The organism is Tenacibaculum caenipelagi, assembly GCF_004363005.1.
In the GTDB taxonomy this organism is placed as follows: Bacteria; Bacteroidota; Bacteroidia; order Flavobacteriales; family Flavobacteriaceae; genus Polaribacter; species Polaribacter caenipelagi.
Map to the genome: position 1 here is coordinate 127023 of NZ_SNYH01000003.1, position 20393 is coordinate 147415.

The window sequence follows — 20393 nt, forward strand, 5'->3', positions numbered from 1 at the left end:
TCTTCGTACCTTGTTCAGAATGACGATTTACATTAAAGTTTTGGCTATCGTTCTACGATTAAAACAACTGCTGTTTTTTCACTTGTTGATATTCAGCAACAATAGTTTCTAACACTTCTTTGGCTGGTTTAATTTCATGAATTAATCCTGCAACCTGACCTATTTCTAGCTCTCCATCCTCTAAATTCCCTTCAAACATACCACGTTTAGCACGAGCACGTCCTAACAATTCTTTTAACTGTTCTATCGTTGGTCCTTGTTGTTGATATAACTCTTGTACTTCTTCATAAAACTTATTTTTTACCAAACGTACAGGAGCTAATTCTTTTAGAGTTAAATGTGTATCTCCCTCTTTTACATCTACAATCGTCTTCTTAAAATTCTCATGTGCTGAAGATTCTTCTGTAGCTGCAAAACGACTTCCTATTTGTACTCCATCTGCGCCTAATACCATCGCCGCTAGCATTCCTCTACCCGATCCGATACCTCCTGCTGCAATTACAGGAATCTTCACTTGTTCTTTAACCATAGGAATTAACGTAAACGTCGTAGTTTCTTCACGTCCGTTATGACCTCCTGCTTCAAAACCTTCACATACAACAGCATCTACCCCCGCAGCTTCTGCTTTTAATGCAAATTTTACCGAACTTACTACATGCACCACTGTAATTCCTTTTTCCTTTAAAAAAGAAGTCCATGTTTTTGGATTCCCTGCAGAAGTGAACACTATCTTCACACCTTCTTCTACAATGATATCCATGATTTTTTCAATCTCAGGATACAACATAGGTACATTGACTCCAAAAGGCTTATCGGTTGCTTTTTTACATTTTTGAATGTGTTCACGCAATACTTCTGGGTACATAGAACCCGAACCTATTAAGCCTAATCCGCCTGCATTTGATACTGCCGAAGCTAACTTCCAGCCACTAACCCAAATCATTCCTCCTTGAATAATTGGATACTGTATATTAAATAGTTTGGTAATTTTATTTTGCATCGCGTAAATGTACAATCATTAAATAGTAAGCACAAAAAAACCTCGAAAAAATCGAGGTCATTTATTATTTTTTTATGTTGATTATTTACGAAATCACTCCCGAACCTAACAACTCCTCATTTATATACCAAGCTACAAATTGTCCTTCTTGAATAGCTGATTGTGGGTTTTCAAACTCCACATATAAGCCATTTTCCACTTTATATAAAATTGCTTTTTCTAAAGATTGACGGTAACGAATACGTGCTTCTACTTCCATAGACTCACCTGTTTGTAATGCCAAATCTTCACGTACCCAATGCAGTTCTTCGTTTGACACAAATAATATATTGCGATACAATCCTGGATGATTTTTACCTTCTCCTGTATAAATAACATTGGTATCAACATCCGTTTCTATAACAAATAGAGGTTCTTTAGTTCCTCCTACCGCTAATCCTTTACGCTGACCTTTGGTAAAATAATGCGCTCCTTGATGCTTACCTACTACTTTTCCATCATCTTTCTTATATGAAAACTTCGTAGAAAAATAGGCTAACTCAGCTTCTTTATTCTCAAATTTAGGAACCGAACGATTGTATTGCTCAAAATCTGTAGGAATCTGAACAATTTCTCCCTCTTTAGGTTGTAGTTTTTGTTGTAAAAAATCGGGTAACCTTACTTTTCCGATAAAACATAACCCTTGACTATCTTTTTTATCGGCTGTAATTAAATCTGCTTCTTTTGCTTTTTCTCGAACCTCAGGTTTTGTCAACTCACCAATTGGAAACAATGCTTTTGACAATTGTTCTTGTGATAACTGACATAAGAAATACGACTGATCTTTATTGGTATCTTTTCCTGCTAGTAATTTATATACAGGCTTTCCATCAATAATTTCTTCTGCTTTTCTACAATAATGACCTGTTGCCACGTAATCGGCTCCCAAACTTAAAGCGATGTCCATAAACACATCAAACTTAATTTCACGATTACATAATACATCTGGATTAGGAGTACGTCCTTTTTCATATTCGTTAAACATATAGTCAACAATACGTTCTTTGTATTGTTCACTTAAGTCTACTGTTTGAAAAGGGATTCCTAATTTTTCTGCAACAATCATTGCGTCGTTGCTATCTTCTAACCACGGACATTCATTAGAAATAGTCACCGAATCATCGTGCCAGTTTTTCATAAACAGCCCTATGACTTCGTACCCTTGTTCTTTTAGTAAATAAGCTGTTACACTACTATCTACACCTCCTGAAAGTCCTACTACTACTCTTTTCATTTTCTACTTTTGAAGCTGCAAATTTACGAAATAATAAACGTTTTTATTATGGAAATAATTGATGACGTCATTGTAAAAATTGATGAACTCTAATATATCTTAGTTCATCATCACCATCTCTTAATTTCAAAGTCAGTATGTTATCTTTTAATGAAAAATTATAAAATTTAAATTTTGGGTTTTCACCGTAATTCACCATTTGTAACTCTGGTTTGTGTCCATGAATTTTATATATACCAAATTCTTTTTTTTCTGATGAATTTTGTTGAACATAAGTATTATCCCACTTTAAGAATAAAGTTGATTCATCATCAACTTTATTTATATTCCCATTATCATTAAAATTATTTGATTTTAATTTCCATAATCCCAATAATTCATTCCCTTTTGAGGTTGGAATTTTATTTATTCTTTTAAGAAGAACTACTACATTTTCTCCGTCTTCTATCCTACTCCATTTCATTGTTTCATCTTTTAACTCAACATTAAATGGTTCTGCTGTATCTGAAATTCCGTTTTTGTTTTCTATTGATAATAAGCTGCCTTTTAATTTCCATGCACCAAAGGAGTGTTGAAACCAACCATTTCCTGAAGTTTGTGTCGAATCTTTTTTAAAATTCACCCATCTTGCATTTGGGGTCATCTCTTCATTACCAATCTTTACTTTTTCAACTAACCAAAGTCCAACAATAGAGTTCTTATGCTCTCCTATTTTATTACAAGAAAGCAAAAGGAAGATAATAAATAATAAACTTATCTTTATGTTCACTATATCAAGAGGTTAATTTTTAGGAATTGAATGTACATTTCTTTTTCTCTTACCTGTAACGATTTCTCCATCCATATAAAACTCCCATTTACCATCTCGTTTACCATTTTTATACATTCCTTTTTCTTTTAAACTCCCTTTCAAATCATAATATTTACCTTCTCCTTCTAATTTACCATCCACATAGTAAACTTCTTCAATTAGGATACCCGATTCTGTAAAAATTTTAGATAATCCGTTTTTCTTACCTTCTTTATAGTTTGTTTCTTCAGTTAAATTTCCGTTTCTGTAATAATTTTTTAAAACTCCGTCTAATTTTCCATCAACATATTCTTCTTCTGAAAACAACTTCCCATTTGTAAAGTAATAAGTCCATTTACCTACTCTTTTCTTACCTATAGTCCAACCTTTTGTTTTTACTTTTCCTTTAGGCGTATAAAATTGTACAAAAGCACTATCTGATTGTACCGAAAACTCTTTCGTTATTGAAGGTACTCCATAAGAATTTCGTTCATAAAATTTAAAAATACCTACTTCTTTTCCGTTTTTAAACTGTCCTGAATATCTTATTTTATTAACATTATCATCGTAATATTTTTTCCAAACTCCATCTCTTTTTCCATTAGCATCAAGCTGATTTATTTTTTGTGCTTGCGTTGTCGTTATAAAAATTACAGACAATAAAAGTGCTGTTGAAAATATCCTTTTTATATTTATCATGCTATTATTTCTTTGATCATTCAAATTTACATAAACCATACCAAAATGAGTATTGAATTTTTAACTTCTGTATTAGAAAATGTGGATAACCCTGCTAGGATAAACAGAGATAATGCTTCAAATATTGTATTAGCACAACCTGAATTGATAAAATATTTGGTTGATTTTACTTTTGATGTAGATTCAAAACTCTCAATTAAAGCTGCTTGGGTATTGGAATGGATGTGTACGCATAACGGAATAGAAAATATTCTTCCTTATCTTGATATGTTTACTGAACATATTTCTAGAGTACATTTTGATAGCGCCATTAGACCCTGTGCTAAAATTTGTGAGCATATCGCTATTGCTTACACCTCAAAAAAAGAAAATAATACTAAAAAACTCTTAACTCAGCATCATATTGATTTACTTGTTGAAACTGGTTTTGACTGGTTAATTACTGATCAAAAAATAGCAGTGAAAGCTTATACTATGAATACTTTATATCTTTTTGGCCTTCAAAAAGATTGGATTCTCCCTGAACTTGAACATATTATAAGCACCAAAGTCATACATGAAAGTAAAGGTTGTGAAGCGAGAGGTAAGAAAATTTTAGGATTGATTGAAAAAAGGTCTACTTTTTGATGATATTTAAAAAAGTGCTATGAAAAAATTAATTTACTTTTTAATTCTGCTAGGAACAGTTTCTTGTAAAAAAGAATTCAATCCTGAAAATTTTAAGGGGGTTTGGATGAACATTGATAAAGATGGTTCTTTTTCAAGTTTACCTACAATAATGTTTAAAAATGATTCTGTCTATCTTGAAGACATCTACACCTATGTTTCAAAAGGAAAATTCAAAATATCAAAAAATAGAATAAGTTATTATTTAAAAAATGACACTTTAAACTATAATTTTTCATTCAATTCTAATGATTCAACAATTGTTATAAATAATTATAAATATAGTTTTTGGGAAGATTATTCTTATAACGAAAACTTAATTACTTATGACTTAATTGGAATAAAAAAATTGGGTATGATTACAACTGACTCATTAGTAAGATTTGATGGAGGTATTCATTTGTTTAAAAATAATTCTGGAATTACAATATTAAAGCTGAACGAAGAAATTACTTCTAATTTTAATGAAATACATCGTTTTCAATTTGACATACATTTTGACATTCCTGTTTCTGTTATTTATTTAGGCTCTAATCTTGAAACTATTGATGTCATTAATTCTTATTTTGAATTAGGTAGTATTAATAGAAGAGCTGCTTTATTATTAACAAGCTACGACCCAAAAACAAATTTATACAATGGTTTTTTAGACAAATTCCAACTTTGGGATTCACAAATTGAAAAATATTATGATTATAAAATACCTAAACAAATACCAAAATCATTAAGTAGAGAAGAGTACTTTAAAAAATATTCTCCTAGTTTAATAAAAATTAACAATAAAAAAGACATCAATAAATTAAATACTTTAAAACCTGAATCTAGTTATGTAATCTCAATAAATCCGAAAATTCAAATTGAAAATTATTTATCATTAAAAAAACAACTTTTAGACATTGGTAATAAAAATGACATTAATATAAGAACGGAATTTAACCTATACTTCAAATAATTCAAGTTTAGATTTTTTACAACTAGAGTTTTATTTAATTCCAAAAAACAATTATAAAACCTCAGAAGAAAAATCTTCTGAGGTTCTTTTATTATTTTACAAGCAACTAAATAGTTATAGTTTATTTTATTACCATGCCCATCCTTTAGTAGATGAAACCTGATCGTTCCAAGATTTTCTCCAGAACCACCAACCTGACATAGTATACCATTTAAGGTTAGCTATTCCAAAACCTGAAGGACCTGTTGATTGATAAAAGCCTATAACTTTTCCTCCATAACAAGAATGTTGGTATAAGTACACCAAAGCTCTTCTATTCCATGGTTTTTTTACAATTAAAGAAGATAGTTGATCGTTATAGCCACTTCCTACCCAATAATCTCGGTAATAATATCTGTTTGTTCTACTCATACCACTCATATATGTATTGTAATATATGTGTTTATAGAAGTAAAAGTTACCTGAGCCATAAATGTCATAATCACTACATCCTTTAGATGCTTTTCCTTCTGTAGCTACTTGATCTCCTGGAAATTCTTCTGCTACTTTTGAAGCATACTCTTGTAAGTCTTCTCCATTGTCAAAAACATTTATTCTTATATCTGTACTTCCTTCTTCTGGATTGTTAAGGAATAATGATTTTGGAGCTCTTTCTTCATCTCCAAAAATTTCTTGTGCCATATTAACATCTCCATCTGCTTTTAGTACTTCACCTGTTTCTTCATCATACACATACGACACCTTAAATTCTTTTCCATAATAATCGTACGTGTGATTAATAACTACGGCACTTTCTCTAGCTAATTCTGTTTCTTTTCCTTTAGCTTCATTTTCTACAACTTCTTCATTTTGGCAACTGATAAATATTGTTAGAAACATAACAGCCATCCATAATATATTTTGTTTTTTCATTTTTTCTTAATTTTTTAAAACTCTTAATCTTTATTAAGAATTTGTTTGATTAGTTAGTTTTTTAATTTTTTACAGGTATTAAAACCTCTCCGTTTTTAAAACGAGAATAATCTACAACGTATTTACCTGCTCGTAAAGTAATATTAGTTTTCTCTAACTCCTTTACTATATCACCTCTTAGATACACATCTTCTGAAATAATGAAGTCTTCTTCTTCTAAACTTCTTGAAAATACCAATCGTAATGATTCGCCTTCATTTCTAAACGCTATTACACCATTATCTTCATCGTTATTTCCTTCCATAAGTTTTGAGAAAGTTTCTTTTACTTCTTCAGATGAGCCTGAACTTGCATTTCCATATACAAGAATATCTCCATCATCGTTTTTAAAGCATACTCCAGGACCTGTAGCACATGTTTCTCTACTAAAACGCCAATCCATTACATACACCCAGGGAGGATTGTACATACGAGCTTGCTTGACCTCTAAATTTGTGTTGTTTAATAATTCATTTGCGGAATCTTCTTTTTGGCAGGATGATAACATCACAAAAGCGATTCCTACAAATACAAAGTTTTGTAGTTGTTTCATATTATAGTTTTTTAGGGTTAATTATTACTCCCAAATGTATATGAACAACATCGCAAAATCTTCAGGGGAATGGTTATTTGTTGTATAGGAAAAACACCCCTCACCAAACAAGCAAACAACTAAAAAGCAATAACTTAATTTTATCCTTAAATATTTTTTTAACTCCTCTTATAAGTAATTTCTTAATACAAAAAAAGGGACGTAACCTAAGTTCATCCCTTTTTAATTCTTAATTTTTATACCTCATTCATATTTGTTGGTTTCCGATACCCCTGAAAAGGTTGCTTTAAAAGTTCAATCAGGTTAGAATTTTTTTTCTCATCAGGAAAAGTATCCACTCCGTATACTATTTTCTCTCTATCCAACTCCATGTAGGTTCCTAATAATCGATCCCAAATAGAAAAGATATTTCCGTAGTTAGAATCGGTATAAGGCAATAAGTTATGATGGTGAATCTTGTGCATATCTGGTGAAACAATCACATAACTCAATACCTTATCTAATTTTTTAGGCATTTTTATATTGGCATGGGTTAATTGTGTAAATACCAATGACATCGATTGATACAACATTATTATACCTATTGGAGTTCCTACCAAAAATACTCCTGTTAATGTAAATATAAAACGAATGATACTTTCTATAGGGTGATGTCTGTTTGCTGTAGTAGTATCTACCTTATGATCTGAATGGTGAACTAAGTGAACCATCCACAATGGTTTTACTTTATGTTCTACCAAATGTGCCAAATAGGCTCCAAAAAAATCTAAAAACATCACTCCTAATAAAACATACAACCACAAAGGCATTTCTGGCAACCAATTAATCAATCCAAAGTTATTTACTTGTACCCAATCGGCAGTTTTTAACAACAGAAAAGCCAATGTAAAATTGATAATAATGGTAGTTGCTGTAAAAAACAAATTAGGAAAAGCATGTTTCCATTTATTGTAGTTAAATTTAAATAATGGCACAGCTCCTTCTAGTAACCAAAAAAAGGTTATTCCACTCACTAAAATGATACTTCTGTGACTAGAAGGTATGGTTTCAAAATAATGTATAAGGGTTTCCAAAGTGTTATATTTTTCCCTTAAAAATAGAAAAAATATATGATTTGTTATTTCTTATTGAGGTAACCTTTTTTTAAGTTCTTCCACTATTCTGTAAGTGGCTGGACAAACCTCAGTATTCTTAATTGTTAAATCAGCTAACTGAATAAATTTCTTTCGATTTGTATGTGGATATTCTGAACAAGCTTTGGGACGTACATCATAAATAAAACACGTATTATCAGACTCATCTAGAAAAGTACACGGAGCTGATTGTAATACCATGAAATTGTCCTCATCTCTTTGCAAGTATTGTTTTGTGAAATCAACTACTTTCATTTTTAAATGCTTTGCAATACGCTCAATATCTTTCTCGGTAAATATTGGAGAAGTTGTTTTACAACAGTTAGCGCATGTTAAACAATCGGTACGTTCAAATTCTTCATCATGCAGTTCTTGCATTAATAAATCCAACCGTTTAGGTGTACGTTTTTTTAGTTTTTGAAAATACTTCTTGTTTTCCTGTAAAGCGTCTTTCGCTAATTTCGATAAGTTTTCAAGGTCTTTGTCCATGGTGCAAAGGTACAAAAGCAGTGTTGAAGTATATCATAGATACACATCAAAAAATCATAGGTAAAATCGTGGGAATAAAAAATTAAAAACACTAATTTTGTCCGATAATCAAAAAGAACCAATGAATATTCAATCGTTAATTGAAGCGAAAGTAAAAGAAGGATTTTTAGCCTTATATGATGTAGAAATTCCAACTGTAGAATTTCAAGCAACCCGTAAAGATTTTGAAGGAGACATTACTGTTGTTGTTTTTCCTTTATTACGGTACAAAAAAGGAAATCCGGTTCAAATTGGTGAAGATTTAGGAAAGTATCTGGTTGAAAACATCAACGAAATTAATAGCTACAATGTTGTAAAAGGTTTTTTAAACTTGGTGGTTAACGATTCTTTCTACGTAAACTTTTTTAATCAAATAGCCACCGATGCAACTTATGGTTTCGTGAAAGAAAACGAAACTGATGCTCGTATGGTAGAATATTCATCTCCAAACACCAACAAACCACTACACTTAGGACACGTTCGTAATGTGTTATTAGGATATTCGGTTGCAGAGATTTTAAAAGCTGCGGGACATAAAGTTTATAAAACACAAATTATCAACGATCGTGGTATCCATATTTGTAAGTCGATGTTGGCTTGGCTAAAATTTGGAAATGGTGAAACGCCTGAATCTACAGGATTAAAAGGTGATAAACTAGTTGGTAATTACTATGTAAAGTTCGATCAAGAGTATAAAAAAGAAATAGCTGAATTAGTTTCTAAAGGAGTTTCTGAAGATGACGCCAAGAAGCAAGCTCCACTTTTTGTTGAAGCACAAGAAATGTTGCGTAAGTGGGAAGCTGGAGATAAAGAAGTTGTGACTCTTTGGGAAATGATGAATGGATGGGTATACAAAGGTTTCGACGTTACCTATGAAAACATTGGAGTTAACTTTGACAAATTATACTACGAAAGCAACACCTATTTATTAGGAAAAGATGTTATTGAAGAAGGACTTAAAAATGATGTTTTCTTCAAAAAAGAAGATGGTTCTGTTTGGTGTGACTTAACTGACGAAGGACTAGACGAAAAACTAGTGTTACGTTCTGACGGAACAGCAGTGTATATGACCCAAGATATTGGGACTGCTATTCAACGTTCAAAAGATTTTCCTGATGTAAACGGAATGGTATATACCGTAGGTAACGAACAAGATTACCACTTTAAAGTATTGTTCTTAATCTTACAAAAATTAGGGTACTCTTGGGCGAAACAATTATTCCATTTAAGTTATGGAATGGTTGATTTACCTTCTGGGAAAATGAAGTCTCGTGAAGGAACGGTAGTTGACGCTGACGATTTAATGGATGAAATGACGAATACAGCTCGTGAAATTTCACAAGAATTAGGAAAATTAGAAGGATATTCAACCGAAGAAAAAGAGGAGTTGTATAAAATCATCGGATTAGGAGCTTTAAAATACTTTATTTTAAAGGTTGACCCTAAAAAGAGAATTTTGTTTGATCCGCAAGCATCGGTAGATTTCCAAGGAAATACAGGTCCGTTTGTTCAATATACCTATGCAAGAATTCAGTCTATCATACGTAAAGCTGATTTTGACTATTCAACACCTGTATCTGTAGAATTACACGAAAAAGAGAAAGAATTAATCAAGCAATTAGAATTGTATCCTGAAGTAATTCAGCAAGCGGCGAGTAATTATTCACCCGCTGTGATTGCCAATTACACGTACGATTTGGTAAAAGAATTTAACTCATTCTATCAAAACGTATCAATTTTAGGAGAAGAAAATCAAGATAAAAAAGTATTTAGAGTTCAGTTATCTAAAAAAGTAGCTGACACTATAAAATCAGCATTCAATTTATTAGGAATTCAAGTTCCTGAGAGAATGTAATAATTAGTTAATTTGAAAATGTAGTAACAGTTACAACTTTACTACTTTAAAACTTAAATAAAACAAACAACATGAAATACGACGTACTAATAATCGGAAGCGGTCCTGGAGGTTATGTAACTGCAATTAGAGCCTCTCAATTAGGGTTTAAAACCGCGGTAGTTGAAAAAGAAAACTTAGGTGGAATTTGCTTAAACTGGGGATGTATTCCTACCAAAGCATTATTAAAATCTGCGCAAGTATATGATTATTTAAAACATGTTGATGAGTACGGTTTAAAAGCAGAAGCTATCGATAAAGATTTCGAAGCTGTGATTAAACGTAGTCGTGGTGTTGCTGAAGGAATGAGCAAAGGTGTTCAGTTCTTAATGAAGAAAAATAAAATTGATATCATCGATGGTTTTGGTAAGGTAAAACCAGGAAAAAAAGTAGATGTTACTGATAAAGATGGTAAAGTTACTGAGTATTCAGCAGACAATATTATTATTGCTACTGGAGCTCGTTCTCGTGAATTACCTAGTTTACCTCAAGATGGTAAAAAAGTAATCGGTTACCGTGAGGCAATGAGTTTACCAACGCAACCTAAATCGATGATTGTTGTAGGTTCGGGTGCTATTGGAGTTGAGTTTGCACACTTCTATAACTCAATGGGAACTGATGTAACCGTTGTTGAATTTATGCCAACAATTGTTCCTGTAGAAGATAAAGATGTTTCTAAACAAATGGAGCGTTCTTTCAAAAAAGCAGGAATAAAAGTAATGACAAGCTCTTCTGTTGAGTCTGTTGATACTTCTGGTGATGGAGTAAAAGCTACCGTAAAAACTAAAAAAGGAGAAGAAATTTTAGAAGCAGACATCGTATTATCTGCAGTTGGAATTAAAACAAATATTGAAAACATCGGTTTAGAAGATGTTGGAATTATTACTGATAGAGATAAAATCTTAGTAAACGATTGGTATCAAACAAACATTCCTGGATACTATGCAATTGGAGATGTAACTCCTGGTCCTGCATTAGCACACGTTGCTTCAGCAGAAGGAATTACTTGTGTTGAAAAAATCGCTGGTTTACATACTGAAGCTATTGACTATGGAAATATTCCAGGTTGTACATATGCTACTCCAGAAATTGCCTCTGTTGGTTTAACAGAAGACCAAGCTAAAGAAGCTGGTTACGAATTAAAGATTGGAAAATTCCCATTCTCTGCATCTGGTAAAGCAAAAGCTGCTGGTACTCCTGACGGATTTGTAAAAGTTATTTTTGATGCTAAGTATGGTGAATGGTTAGGATGCCACATGATTGGTGCTGGTGTAACCGACATGATTGCTGAAGCTGTATTAGGTCGTAAATTAGAAACTACTGGTCATGAAGTATTAAAAGCTATTCACCCTCACCCAACCATGAGTGAAGCGGTTATGGAAGCTGTAGCTGATGCTTATGATGAAGTAATTCACTTATAATTAGAATCACTAGATTTTTAGAAAATATAAAGATTGAAAAACCTCGCCTTTTGGTGAGGTTTATTTTTTATATAACATTTATTACTCTTAGATTCTAAAACTAATATCTTCGCTTCCTTATAATAATACTCATCAGAGTGGTGAGTAAAGAATCAAATAAATATGAAAAATACAATTACCCCTAAAAAACATGAAAGAGTAAATATAAATAGAGTTGAAATTTATTACGAAGTATATGGTAAAGGTGAGCCTCTTATCTTACTTCATGGTTACACACAATCTTCAATTGCTTGGTTAGAATATGTAAAAGAGTACTCTGATAATTTTGAAGTATACTTAATAGATCTTAGGGGGCATGGAAAATCAAGTAAGTTTGAATACCAGTTTTCTGTAAGAGCTGCTTCAGAAGATGTGCTAACTCTTATGAAACATCTTAATATTGATAAAGTTAAAGGAATTGGTTTGAGTTTTGGCGGAGATGTACTTCTTGAATTAAGTAGTATGAATCCTGAACTTGTAGAATCTATGGTTATTATAGGAGCTAATGGAAACTGGGATAGTCAAGACTTTCCATCTATGCTAAGCACATTCAACTACGATAATATTGAAAAATTCCAGTGGATTAGAGACTATCATACAGGTGGAGAAGAACAAATTAAAGGCATTTTAGATCAACTAGCTAACTATAAAATAAAACTAACAGATGAAGAACTAAAAAGAATTAAAGCCAAGACTTTACTTATTTTAGGTGATAAAGCTGAACAAATACCTATCGATTCTGTGGTAAAGCTTCACCAAACACTTGATGATTCTCAGCTATGGATAGTTCCTAATACAGGGCACTATGCCCATGATGGTGATAATAAAACTGAGTTTTTAAGGCTATCAAAAGCGTTTCTTCTCAATACACTCAAATAAAAATTCTTAATCAAAAATGCACTTCAATAAATTTTTACTAACTAAAAAGACTATTTAATACATTTTCGGCACAATAATTGCTTTTAAGAAAACATTAACATAATATCGTTACTATGAAAAACTATCTACTAAACAGTTTAACATTGAGGGGATAATTGTTATTGAAAAAGAAAAAACTCGAAGCTGCTAACTTCGAGTTTTGTTTTATAATAAGATAACTGAATATTATCTAATCAATTTCTTGTATTTGATACGTTTTGGCATTAAATCACTTCCCAAACGTTTCTTTTTATTCTCTTCATAATCAGAGAAAGAACCTTCAAAGAAGTATACCTGACTGTCTCCTTCGAAAGCTAATATGTGTGTACAAATACGATCTAAGAACCAACGGTCGTGACTAATTACTACAGCACATCCTGCAAAGTTTTCTAAACCTTCTTCTAACGCTCGTAAGGTATTTACATCTAAATCGTTTGTTGGCTCATCTAATAAAAGTACGTTTCCTTCTTCCTTTAACGTCATTGCTAAATGCAAACGGTTACGCTCTCCACCTGATAACGTTGCTACTTTTTTGTTTTGCTCATTTCCTGAGAAGTTAAAACGGCTTAAGTAGGCTCTAGAGTTTACTTGCTTTCCTCCCATCATCACTAAATCTTGACCTTCAGAGAAGTTTTCCCAAATTGATTTTTCAGGGTCAATATTTGAATGCGATTGGTCTACATACGCTATTTTAGCAGTTTCACCTACTGTAAAACTTCCAGCATCAGGAGTTTCTTCTCCCATAATCATTCTGAAAATAGTAGTTTTACCAGCTCCGTTTGGACCAATAATTCCTACGATTCCAGCTTGCGGAAGATTAAACTCTAAGTTTTCGTATAATAATTTATCTCCGTATGCTTTAGAAACACCTGTAGCTTCTATTACATTAGTTCCTAAACGTGGACCATTTGGAATGTAAATTTCTAATTTTTCTTCCGTTTGTTTTTGGTCTTGACTCATTAACTTTTCATAGTTCTTCAAACGAGCTTTTTGCTTTGTTTGACGACCTTTAGCTCCTTGACGAACCCATTCTAACTCTCGTTCTAAGGTCTTTTGACGTTTAGAAGCTGTTTTACTTTCTTGTGCCAAACGTTGAGATTTTTGATCTAACCAAGAAGAATAGTTTCCTTTCCATGGAATACCTTCACCTCTATCCAATTCTAAAATCCAACCTGCAACGTTGTCTAAGAAATAACGGTCGTGCGTTACCGCAATTACCGTTCCTTTATATTGCGCCAAATGATGCTCTAACCAATGTACAGATTCTGCATCTAAGTGGTTGGTAGGCTCATCTAATAATAAAATTTCTGGCTCTTGTAATAATAAACGGCATAATGCTACACGACGACGCTCTCCACCAGATAATACTCCAATTTTCTTATCTCCTTCAGGTGTACGTAACGCGTCCATAGCTATTTCTAACTTGGTATCTAATTCCCAAGCGTTAGAAGCGTCAATTTTGTCTTGTAATTCAGCTTGACGCGCCATTAACTTATCCATTTTATCTGGATCAGAATACACTTCTTCTAATCCAAACATATCGTTTATTTTATTGTATTCATCTAAAATAGCAACGGTATCTGCTACTCCTTCTTTAACAATTTCTAAAACGGTTTTATCTTCATCTAATTGAGGTTCTTGCTCTAAGTATCCTACCTTATATCCTGGAGAAAACGTTACATCTCCTTGATAGTTTTTTTCTACTCCTGCAATAATCTTTAACAAGGTAGATTTACCCGAACCGTTTAAACCTAAGATACCAATTTTAGCTCCGTAAAAGAAACTTAAATAAATATCCTTTAAAACTTGTTTTCCTGTACTTTGATAGGTCTTAGAGACCTTATTCATTGAAAAAATGACTTTTTTATCGTCGCTCATTTCTATGTTATTTCTTTAATTAAACTCTCCCTTTTAAGGCGTTAAACACCCATGCATTAGCGAAAAAACCTAAACCAACAGCTCCAAATCCGTATCCTGCTATTTCATCATACTTAAAAACTGCTAATCCAATAAGTAAAATTCCCATTAAAATCATTACAAGTGTTGCCCAACCTAGGACAGTGTTTTTGTTCATTGCCATAATTTACTTTTTTCAAAAAATGTGAGCTACAAATATCGGTAATTATTTAGACTTATTCACTCTCTTATTACGCATAAAAAAAGTCTCACATAAGTAAGACTTCTTTAGTGATTTTAAATTTATATAAAACTAGAGTTCAGCAGCTAACCTGCTTCCTTGATTTATCGCTCTCTTAGCATCTAATTCTGCTGCAACATCTGCGCCTCCTATTACATGAACTTTCATTCCTTTAGCTTCTAAAGGTTCTAACAATTCTTTAAAAGGAACTTGACCTGCACAAATTATTACATTATCTACCGGCAATACTTTTCGCTCTTCATTTTGAATATAGTGTAAACCTTCATTATCTATTTTAGTGTATTGAACCTCTCCTATAAATTGTACTTTTTTCTTCTTTAGTACTGCACGATGTATCCAACCAGTTGTTTTTCCTAAACTTCCTCCAAACTTTCCTTTACTTCGTTTAAACATAAAAATTTCTCTAGGAGATGGATCAAACTCAGGCGTAACTCCTTCTATACCCGCACGAGATTTTAACGTTTTATCAATTCCCCATTCTTTTAACCATGCATCTATATTTTGAGAAGTACTTTCTCCTTCATGGGCTAAATATTCAGATACATCAAAACCAATTCCTCCTGCTCCAATAACTGCTACACGCTTGCCCACAGGTTTCTTCAATTTAACCACATCAATATAGCTAAGTACTTTTTCGTGATCAATTCCGTCAATTCTTGGAGTCCTTGGAGTAATTCCAGTTGCTAAAACAACCTCATCAAAATTACCTCTAGTCAAATCTTCTGCTGTAACTCGTGTATTTAATTTTATAGTTACCTTATGTAATTCTAATTGTTTATTAAAATAGCGAATGGTTTCATAAAACTCTTCCTTTCCTGGTATTTGTTTCGCTATATTAAACTGTCCTCCTGTTTCTTTATCTGCATCAAATAATGTTACTTCATGCCCTCTCTGAGCTGCCACTGTTGAAGCTGCCAAACCTGCTGGACCTGCTCCTACAACAGCTATTTTTTTCTTTGTTGAAGTTGGATTGTAATTCAATTCCGTTTCATGACACGCTCTTGGATTTACCAAACAACTAGCTACTTTCTTTTGAAAAGCATGATCTAAACAAGCTTGGTTACAAGCAATACATGTATTAATTTCATCTACTCTTTCCTCTTTAGCCTTATTTACCCATTCTGGATCAGCTAAAAATGGACGTGCCATAGAAATCATATCTGCATGTCCTTCTGCTAATACTCTTTCAGCTGTAGCAGGCATGTTGATTCGGTTAGAAGTAATTAGGGGAATGGATAATTCTTCTTTCATTTTCTGAGTTACCCAAGTAAACGCTGCTCTAGGAACCGACGTTGCTATGGTAGGAATACGTGCTTCGTGCCAACCAATACCTGTATTGATAATTGTTGCTCCTGCCTTTTCTATCTCTTTTCCTAATTGTACTACTTCTTCCCAAGAACTACCCTGTTCTACCAAATCTAACATTGACAATCGGTAAATGATGATAAAATTTTCACCTACAGCTTCTCTTATTTTACGAACAAGTTCAACAGCTAAACGGATTCTGTTTTCATATTTTCCTCCGTAATTATCTGTTCTTTTATTGGTTCTTGTAACAAGAAACTCGTTAATTAGATATCCTTCAGACCCCATGATTTCAACACCATCATACCCTGCTTCTTGTGATAACTTAGCACAGTTTACAAAATCTTTAACTGTTCTTCGTATTCCTGATTGTTTTAGCGCAAAAGGCTTGAATGGCGTTATTGGTGATTGAATTTTTGAAGGTGCAACATTAAATGGATGATATCCATAACGTCCTGAGTGTAAAATTTGCATACATATTTTACCTCCTTCTTTATGCACTGTTTCTGTAATTACCTTATGCTCACGCGCATGCTTTTTTGTGCTCATACGAGCTGAAAAAGGCGCTGTCCACCCTTGAATATTAGGTGAAATCCCTCCAGTAACAATTAACCCTACACCACCTCGAGCACGTTCTGCATAATATGCAGCTATACGTTCCATACCGTTTTTTTCTTCTTCTAATCCTGTATGCATTGACCCCATCAAGATTCGGTTTTTTAAAGTTGTAAATCCTAAATCTAAAGGTTCAAAAATATGTTTGTACTTCATTGTTTTAATTTTAAAATATTATGCACGCATAACAAATGGCAAGATACAATTTTTTGGAAAATAAAAAACTCGAAGAATACATCTTCGAGTTTTTATATATTAGATTTTTATTGTTTAAACCGTAATTTTTGTACCATTTCAGGAGAGAGTGAATCGGCATAAACTCCGTAAGCATCCACCAACACTCCTTTGGTGCCGTTGGCTGTTTCTATAGCATAGACTACTGAATTATCACCTGCACTACTCATACCTTCGAATCGGTATACCTCTACAACTTCAAAAACTTCAGGTGGGTATGTTTCTTTTGTATGCCTGCACTCTAGAACACTTTCTGTTAAGTTAAAATCTAGTGTATATCCTCTTTTATCTAAATCATCTAAGGCTTCTGAAAGTGTATCATAAATGTGCATAATTTCTTTTTTTTTCTCCTTTTTAAAGATACAACTTTTAACTCAAAACCTTCTATTTCACATATAAAAAAGGTGTGAAAACAAAAAAATTATTGTCTTATCTTATCTAGTAAACTACTTAATGTTATAGCCTCTTCTTCTGTAAGGTTTTCAATAAATTTAAACTGTAAAGTATCGTCAATTTCATTTAATAATATCAATCCTTCTTCAGCAATGCTAATGTAAACCACTCTTCTATCATGTTCACATCGAATACGTTCTATTAACTTTTTCTCACACAATTTATCCATTAAACGTGTAGCATTAGGTGCACGTTCAACCATTCTATCTTTAATTGTCTGAACTTTAATTGCTTTTTTAGCTCCTCTTAAAATTCTAAGTATATTATACTGTTGTGGAGATATTCCATAAGGTCTAAAAAATTCATTTTCCTTACTTGTAATCCAATTAGCAGTATATTTGATATTAATAAAAGCTTTCACTTTATTATTTGGAAATTTTGAATTAATGTCTTTCGAAATATCTCCCATACTTAATTATCCTCTTAGCTTTATATCTTGCATTAATTTATTAAATGTATCTGATGTTGGTGTTAAATACACTTCATCATCAATAAACAACGTAGGATATTTTATTTCTCCCTCGTACAATTTTTTACTATGCTCTTTTGCTTCTTCATCAACTGAAACATCTTTATATTCAAAAGGTACTTCAGCTGATTTTAAAAAGTTTTTATATGCTACTGTATGTGCATGTCCTTTTTTACCGTATAAAACTATCTTCATTTTACTCCCCTATTTAACTACAAAAATACGAAACCCCTACTTACTTTCTAAGAAATATACCTTCTCAAGATATTATGCTAACACATCTTTATAATTAGAAGTTTTATCAAATACCGCTTTTGCAAATGGACATAGTGGAAGTATTTTTACCCCTTTACTTCTTGCAAAATTAACTGAGGCTTCTACCAATTTATATCCTACCTTTTTACCTCTTAAACGATCTCCTACTTCTGTATGGTCTATAATTATTTTATCTTCTCCTGCCCAAGTATAAGTCATTAAAGCTTCCCTTTTCCCATCAACTTCAACATAAAATGTTCCTTTTTTACCATTATCTTCTTGCTCTACTTGCATAATTACCCTTTAAATTCAACTTTTACATGAGCCCCATCACAATAGGGTTTGTTTTGTGATGCCCCACATCTACAAAAAGCTGTCGTTTTATTTTTCTTTTCAGTTTTACCGTCAGAAGTAGTTACGTGTAAGGTTCCATAAATTAATAAAGGACCATTCTCTAAAGCTTCAACCTTTGTTTCTGTATGTGCAGCCGCTTGATTACCTGCTTCTTTTGAGAGATAAGACAATGCTCCTGAAGGGCATTCTTCAACCTGTCTTTTTATTCTTTCGGTAGTCGCACCACTCATATTAATCCATGGCTTATTTTGAGGATTGAATACTTGTATCAATCCTTTCCAGCACTTTTTTGAATGAATACACTTGTGAGGTTGCCAAACAACCGTAATATCATCATTACTGTATTTTTTTGTAATCTTTTTGCTGTCTGACATAACTTTAATTTTATAGTGATACTGCGTTTTCGAAAGTTACAACTACTTTTTGGTGAACTTCTTTAAGTTCTTCATTTACAATACTTCCGTCCTTAAAGTTATCATAAAATTTTGGTAAAGAAAAATCGGCTATCAAATTTGCTCCCATATGTGGAAAACCATTTTTTGCAATAGCCATAGAAGATGCTCCTCCTCTACCTCCAGGAGATGCAGAAAGTAATAACATGGGTTTGTTACTCCATAATTTTTGTTCAATACGCGACATCCAATCTACAATATTCTTAAAAGCCGCGGTAAAATTTCCGTTATGCTCTGCTAATGATAAAATAATACCATCAGATTCCTGAATTTCTTTTAGAAACTTCTTTGCATTTTCTGGAATACCCTTTTCCATTTCCTCATCAATTCCATAAATAGGCAATGGATAATCATTTAAATCTAATATCGTAACTTCTACATTTTTTAATAATCCTGAAGTATATGTTGCTAATTCTTTATTAATTGATTTTTTACTATTACTGCCTGCAAAGGCTATTATTTTTTTCATTTAAGATGTTATTTTTGAATCAATCTCTGTTGCTTCTTTCACCATTTTAGCTACCGGACATTTAGCTGCTATTTCTAACAATTTAGCTCGCTGTTCTTCTGTAACTTCTTTTTCAAAAGAGATTTCTTCTATTAATGATTTTTTTATTCCATTTGGAGTTAACTCTTGTTTCTGATTTACATTTACTGTAATTTTTCCTAAATCCCACCCCTTACGTTCTGCGTACATTCGTAAGGTGATAGCCACACAGCCACCTATAGCTGTTAATAAATATTCTACTGGTGTCGGACCATTATCATCGCCTCCTTTATCTAAGGGCTCATCAATTACAGCAAAATGATTTCTCATTTTAGCTTCTGCTAAGTAATTACGACTTGTTAACTCTACTTTTGAAGATGGATTATTGCTCATTATATTTTTTTCTTATAAATATAAGAAAGTATCAATAATACCATTGCAATTACTGCCCCAGTTTGTTCTCCGTCACCAATCATAAAATGAGCAAAAAATGCCAAAATAAAAGCAAAGAAGAATCCCGCATACGCCCATTCATTTAAAAACTTCCCTCTAAAAAACCAAAGTGCTACCAATCCTAATATTTTGGCTATTGCATACGGATAGATGATATAAGTTGGATACCCAAATGCAGTAAACATACTTGAAACCGCTTCGTTATTAAAAATATACATTCCTGCCGACATTAACATCATAAGAGTCAACAATCCTGTAGATACATAAAAAATAATTTTGTCTCTTTTCATTATTTATTTAATTAAAATTTCTGAGACAAAGATATAAAAAATAATCAAATA

24 protein-coding genes are annotated in these 20393 nt (G+C 32.4%); 5 read left to right on the plus strand and 19 right to left on the minus strand.

The window, feature by feature from the left end; genetic code table 11:
- Positions 1-58 precede the first annotated feature (58 nt).
- The 4 genes from DFQ07_RS06970 to DFQ07_RS06985 all read right to left on the minus strand — a co-directional run bounded on the left by DFQ07_RS06970 (position 59) and on the right by DFQ07_RS06985 (position 3762).
- Positions 59-1000 (minus strand): NAD(P)H-dependent flavin oxidoreductase, encoded by a 942-nt coding sequence (locus DFQ07_RS06970; RefSeq protein WP_133535572.1) that lies wholly within the window; start codon positions 998-1000, stop codon positions 59-61.
- An 85-nt stretch (positions 1001-1085) separates the two neighbouring features.
- A complete protein-coding gene (gene mnmA, locus DFQ07_RS06975) occupies positions 1086-2273 on the minus strand; it encodes a tRNA 2-thiouridine(34) synthase MnmA (protein ID WP_133535573.1) in 1188 nt (395 codons plus the stop codon).
- 67 nt (positions 2274-2340) lie between these two features.
- Positions 2341-3042 (minus strand): hypothetical protein, encoded by a 702-nt coding sequence (locus tag DFQ07_RS06980; protein WP_133535574.1) that lies wholly within the window; start codon positions 3040-3042, stop codon positions 2341-2343.
- A gap of 12 nt (positions 3043-3054) precedes the next feature.
- Positions 3055-3762, minus strand: a complete 708-nt coding sequence (locus DFQ07_RS06985; protein ID WP_133535575.1) for a toxin-antitoxin system YwqK family antitoxin — start codon at positions 3760-3762, stop codon at positions 3055-3057.
- A 45-nt stretch (positions 3763-3807) separates the two neighbouring features.
- Here DFQ07_RS06985 and DFQ07_RS06990 point away from each other — a divergent pair, with 45 nt between their 5' ends.
- Positions 3808-4389, plus strand: a complete 582-nt coding sequence (locus DFQ07_RS06990) for an adenylosuccinate lyase (protein ID WP_133535576.1) — start codon at positions 3808-3810, stop codon at positions 4387-4389.
- Between the two features lie 19 nt (positions 4390-4408).
- Positions 4409-5380 (plus strand): hypothetical protein, encoded by a 972-nt coding sequence (locus DFQ07_RS06995; RefSeq protein WP_133535577.1) that lies wholly within the window; start codon positions 4409-4411, stop codon positions 5378-5380.
- A gap of 129 nt (positions 5381-5509) precedes the next feature.
- Here the strand turns inward: DFQ07_RS06995 and DFQ07_RS07000 are convergent, their stop codons facing one another.
- The 4 genes from DFQ07_RS07000 to DFQ07_RS07015 form a co-directional block, all read right to left on the minus strand.
- The gene (locus DFQ07_RS07000; protein WP_133535578.1) at positions 5510-6292 is read right to left on the minus strand and encodes a hypothetical protein; all 783 of its coding nucleotides are present in this window, start codon (positions 6290-6292) and stop codon (positions 5510-5512) included.
- Between the two features lie 61 nt (positions 6293-6353).
- On the minus strand, positions 6354-6884 hold the full coding sequence (locus DFQ07_RS07005) for a hypothetical protein (protein ID WP_133535579.1): 531 nt from the start codon (positions 6882-6884) through the stop codon (positions 6354-6356).
- A 236-nt stretch (positions 6885-7120) separates the two neighbouring features.
- Complete coding sequence (locus tag DFQ07_RS07010) at positions 7121-7957, minus strand: sterol desaturase family protein (RefSeq protein ID WP_133535580.1); 837 nt, start codon at positions 7955-7957, stop codon at positions 7121-7123.
- A 51-nt stretch (positions 7958-8008) separates the two neighbouring features.
- Positions 8009-8506, minus strand: coding sequence for a YkgJ family cysteine cluster protein (locus DFQ07_RS07015; RefSeq protein WP_133535581.1), 498 nt, complete (start codon positions 8504-8506; stop codon positions 8009-8011).
- Positions 8507-8627: 121 nt separating this feature from the next.
- Between DFQ07_RS07015 and argS the strand changes: the two genes are divergently transcribed.
- The 3 genes from argS to DFQ07_RS07030 all read left to right on the plus strand — a co-directional run bounded on the left by argS (position 8628) and on the right by DFQ07_RS07030 (position 12778).
- On the plus strand, positions 8628-10400 hold the full coding sequence (gene argS, locus DFQ07_RS07020) for an arginine--tRNA ligase (protein WP_133535929.1): 1773 nt from the start codon (positions 8628-8630) through the stop codon (positions 10398-10400).
- Between the two features lie 71 nt (positions 10401-10471).
- Positions 10472-11860, plus strand: a complete 1389-nt coding sequence (gene lpdA / locus DFQ07_RS07025) for a dihydrolipoyl dehydrogenase (protein ID WP_133535582.1) — start codon at positions 10472-10474, stop codon at positions 11858-11860.
- A gap of 162 nt (positions 11861-12022) precedes the next feature.
- Positions 12023-12778, plus strand: coding sequence for an alpha/beta fold hydrolase (locus DFQ07_RS07030; protein WP_133535583.1), 756 nt, complete (start codon positions 12023-12025; stop codon positions 12776-12778).
- Between the two features lie 225 nt (positions 12779-13003).
- On the opposite strand, the gene ettA is transcribed toward DFQ07_RS07030, so the two are convergent.
- The 11 genes from ettA to DFQ07_RS07085 all read right to left on the minus strand — a co-directional run bounded on the left by ettA (position 13004) and on the right by DFQ07_RS07085 (position 20342).
- Positions 13004-14695 carry an energy-dependent translational throttle protein EttA gene (gene ettA, locus DFQ07_RS07035; RefSeq protein ID WP_133535584.1) on the minus strand — a complete coding sequence of 564 codons (1692 nt, stop codon included), beginning with the start codon at positions 14693-14695 and terminating at the stop codon, positions 13004-13006.
- Positions 14696-14714: 19 nt separating this feature from the next.
- On the minus strand, positions 14715-14891 hold the full coding sequence (locus tag DFQ07_RS07040) for a CAL67264 family membrane protein (protein WP_243743952.1): 177 nt from the start codon (positions 14889-14891) through the stop codon (positions 14715-14717).
- 135 nt (positions 14892-15026) lie between these two features.
- A complete protein-coding gene (locus tag DFQ07_RS07045; protein ID WP_133535586.1) occupies positions 15027-17051 on the minus strand; it encodes an NADPH-dependent 2,4-dienoyl-CoA reductase in 2025 nt (674 codons plus the stop codon).
- A gap of 107 nt (positions 17052-17158) precedes the next feature.
- On the minus strand, positions 17159-17461 hold the full coding sequence (locus DFQ07_RS07050; RefSeq protein WP_133535587.1) for a phosphoribosylpyrophosphate synthetase: 303 nt from the start codon (positions 17459-17461) through the stop codon (positions 17159-17161).
- An 89-nt stretch (positions 17462-17550) separates the two neighbouring features.
- Entirely contained in the window at positions 17551-17991 is a 441-nt protein-coding gene (locus DFQ07_RS07055) for a MarR family winged helix-turn-helix transcriptional regulator (RefSeq protein WP_133535588.1), read from the minus strand.
- A gap of 6 nt (positions 17992-17997) precedes the next feature.
- On the minus strand, positions 17998-18246 hold the full coding sequence (locus DFQ07_RS07060) for a glutaredoxin family protein (RefSeq protein ID WP_133535589.1): 249 nt from the start codon (positions 18244-18246) through the stop codon (positions 17998-18000).
- A gap of 72 nt (positions 18247-18318) precedes the next feature.
- Positions 18319-18600, minus strand: coding sequence for a GNAT family N-acetyltransferase (locus DFQ07_RS07065; RefSeq protein WP_133535590.1), 282 nt, complete (start codon positions 18598-18600; stop codon positions 18319-18321).
- A gap of 2 nt (positions 18601-18602) precedes the next feature.
- The gene (locus DFQ07_RS07070; protein WP_133535591.1) at positions 18603-19034 is read right to left on the minus strand and encodes a (4Fe-4S)-binding protein; all 432 of its coding nucleotides are present in this window, start codon (positions 19032-19034) and stop codon (positions 18603-18605) included.
- Positions 19035-19044: 10 nt separating this feature from the next.
- Positions 19045-19581: an NADPH-dependent FMN reductase gene (locus tag DFQ07_RS07075; protein ID WP_133535592.1), complete on the minus strand. Its 537-nt coding sequence runs from the start codon at positions 19579-19581 to the stop codon at positions 19045-19047.
- A complete protein-coding gene (locus DFQ07_RS07080) occupies positions 19582-19992 on the minus strand; it encodes an OsmC family protein (RefSeq protein WP_133535593.1) in 411 nt (136 codons plus the stop codon).
- Positions 19992-20342 carry a DoxX family protein gene (locus DFQ07_RS07085; protein ID WP_133535594.1) on the minus strand — a complete coding sequence of 117 codons (351 nt, stop codon included), beginning with the start codon at positions 20340-20342 and terminating at the stop codon, positions 19992-19994. The genes DFQ07_RS07080 and DFQ07_RS07085 overlap by 1 nt, the downstream gene beginning before the upstream one ends.
- Positions 20343-20393 lie beyond the last annotated feature (51 nt).

Excerpts from the sequence above, each read along its gene's own strand:
- DFQ07_RS06970 (WP_133535572.1), bottom strand. The coding sequence starts at position 1,000 with ATGCAAAATAAAATTACCAAACTATTTAATATACAGTATCCAATTATT.
- mnmA (WP_133535573.1), bottom strand. The coding sequence starts at position 2,273 with ATGAAAAGAGTAGTAGTAGGACTTTCAGGAGGTGTAGATAGTAGTGTA.
- DFQ07_RS06985 (WP_133535575.1), bottom strand. The coding sequence starts at position 3,762 with ATGATAAATATAAAAAGGATATTTTCAACAGCACTTTTATTGTCTGTA.
- DFQ07_RS06990 (WP_133535576.1), top strand. The coding sequence starts at position 3,808 with ATGAGTATTGAATTTTTAACTTCTGTATTAGAAAATGTGGATAACCCT.
- DFQ07_RS06995 (WP_133535577.1), top strand. The coding sequence starts at position 4,409 with ATGAAAAAATTAATTTACTTTTTAATTCTGCTAGGAACAGTTTCTTGT.
- DFQ07_RS07000 (WP_133535578.1), bottom strand. The coding sequence starts at position 6,292 with ATGAAAAAACAAAATATATTATGGATGGCTGTTATGTTTCTAACAATA.
- DFQ07_RS07005 (WP_133535579.1), bottom strand. The coding sequence starts at position 6,884 with ATGAAACAACTACAAAACTTTGTATTTGTAGGAATCGCTTTTGTGATG.
- DFQ07_RS07015 (WP_133535581.1), bottom strand. The coding sequence starts at position 8,506 with ATGGACAAAGACCTTGAAAACTTATCGAAATTAGCGAAAGACGCTTTA.
- argS (WP_133535929.1), top strand. The coding sequence starts at position 8,628 with ATGAATATTCAATCGTTAATTGAAGCGAAAGTAAAAGAAGGATTTTTA.
- lpdA (WP_133535582.1), top strand. The coding sequence starts at position 10,472 with ATGAAATACGACGTACTAATAATCGGAAGCGGTCCTGGAGGTTATGTA.
- DFQ07_RS07030 (WP_133535583.1), top strand. The coding sequence starts at position 12,023 with ATGAAAAATACAATTACCCCTAAAAAACATGAAAGAGTAAATATAAAT.
- ettA (WP_133535584.1), bottom strand. The coding sequence starts at position 14,695 with ATGAGCGACGATAAAAAAGTCATTTTTTCAATGAATAAGGTCTCTAAG.
- DFQ07_RS07040 (WP_243743952.1), bottom strand. The coding sequence starts at position 14,891 with ATGAACAAAAACACTGTCCTAGGTTGGGCAACACTTGTAATGATTTTA.
- DFQ07_RS07045 (WP_133535586.1), bottom strand. The coding sequence starts at position 17,051 with ATGAAGTACAAACATATTTTTGAACCTTTAGATTTAGGATTTACAACT.
- DFQ07_RS07050 (WP_133535587.1), bottom strand. The coding sequence starts at position 17,461 with ATGCACATTTATGATACACTTTCAGAAGCCTTAGATGATTTAGATAAA.
- DFQ07_RS07055 (WP_133535588.1), bottom strand. The coding sequence starts at position 17,991 with ATGGGAGATATTTCGAAAGACATTAATTCAAAATTTCCAAATAATAAA.
- DFQ07_RS07060 (WP_133535589.1), bottom strand. The coding sequence starts at position 18,246 with ATGAAGATAGTTTTATACGGTAAAAAAGGACATGCACATACAGTAGCA.
- DFQ07_RS07065 (WP_133535590.1), bottom strand. The coding sequence starts at position 18,600 with ATGCAAGTAGAGCAAGAAGATAATGGTAAAAAAGGAACATTTTATGTT.
- DFQ07_RS07070 (WP_133535591.1), bottom strand. The coding sequence starts at position 19,034 with ATGTCAGACAGCAAAAAGATTACAAAAAAATACAGTAATGATGATATT.
- DFQ07_RS07075 (WP_133535592.1), bottom strand. The coding sequence starts at position 19,581 with ATGAAAAAAATAATAGCCTTTGCAGGCAGTAATAGTAAAAAATCAATT.
- DFQ07_RS07080 (WP_133535593.1), bottom strand. The coding sequence starts at position 19,992 with ATGAGCAATAATCCATCTTCAAAAGTAGAGTTAACAAGTCGTAATTAC.
- DFQ07_RS07085 (WP_133535594.1), bottom strand. The coding sequence starts at position 20,342 with ATGAAAAGAGACAAAATTATTTTTTATGTATCTACAGGATTGTTGACT.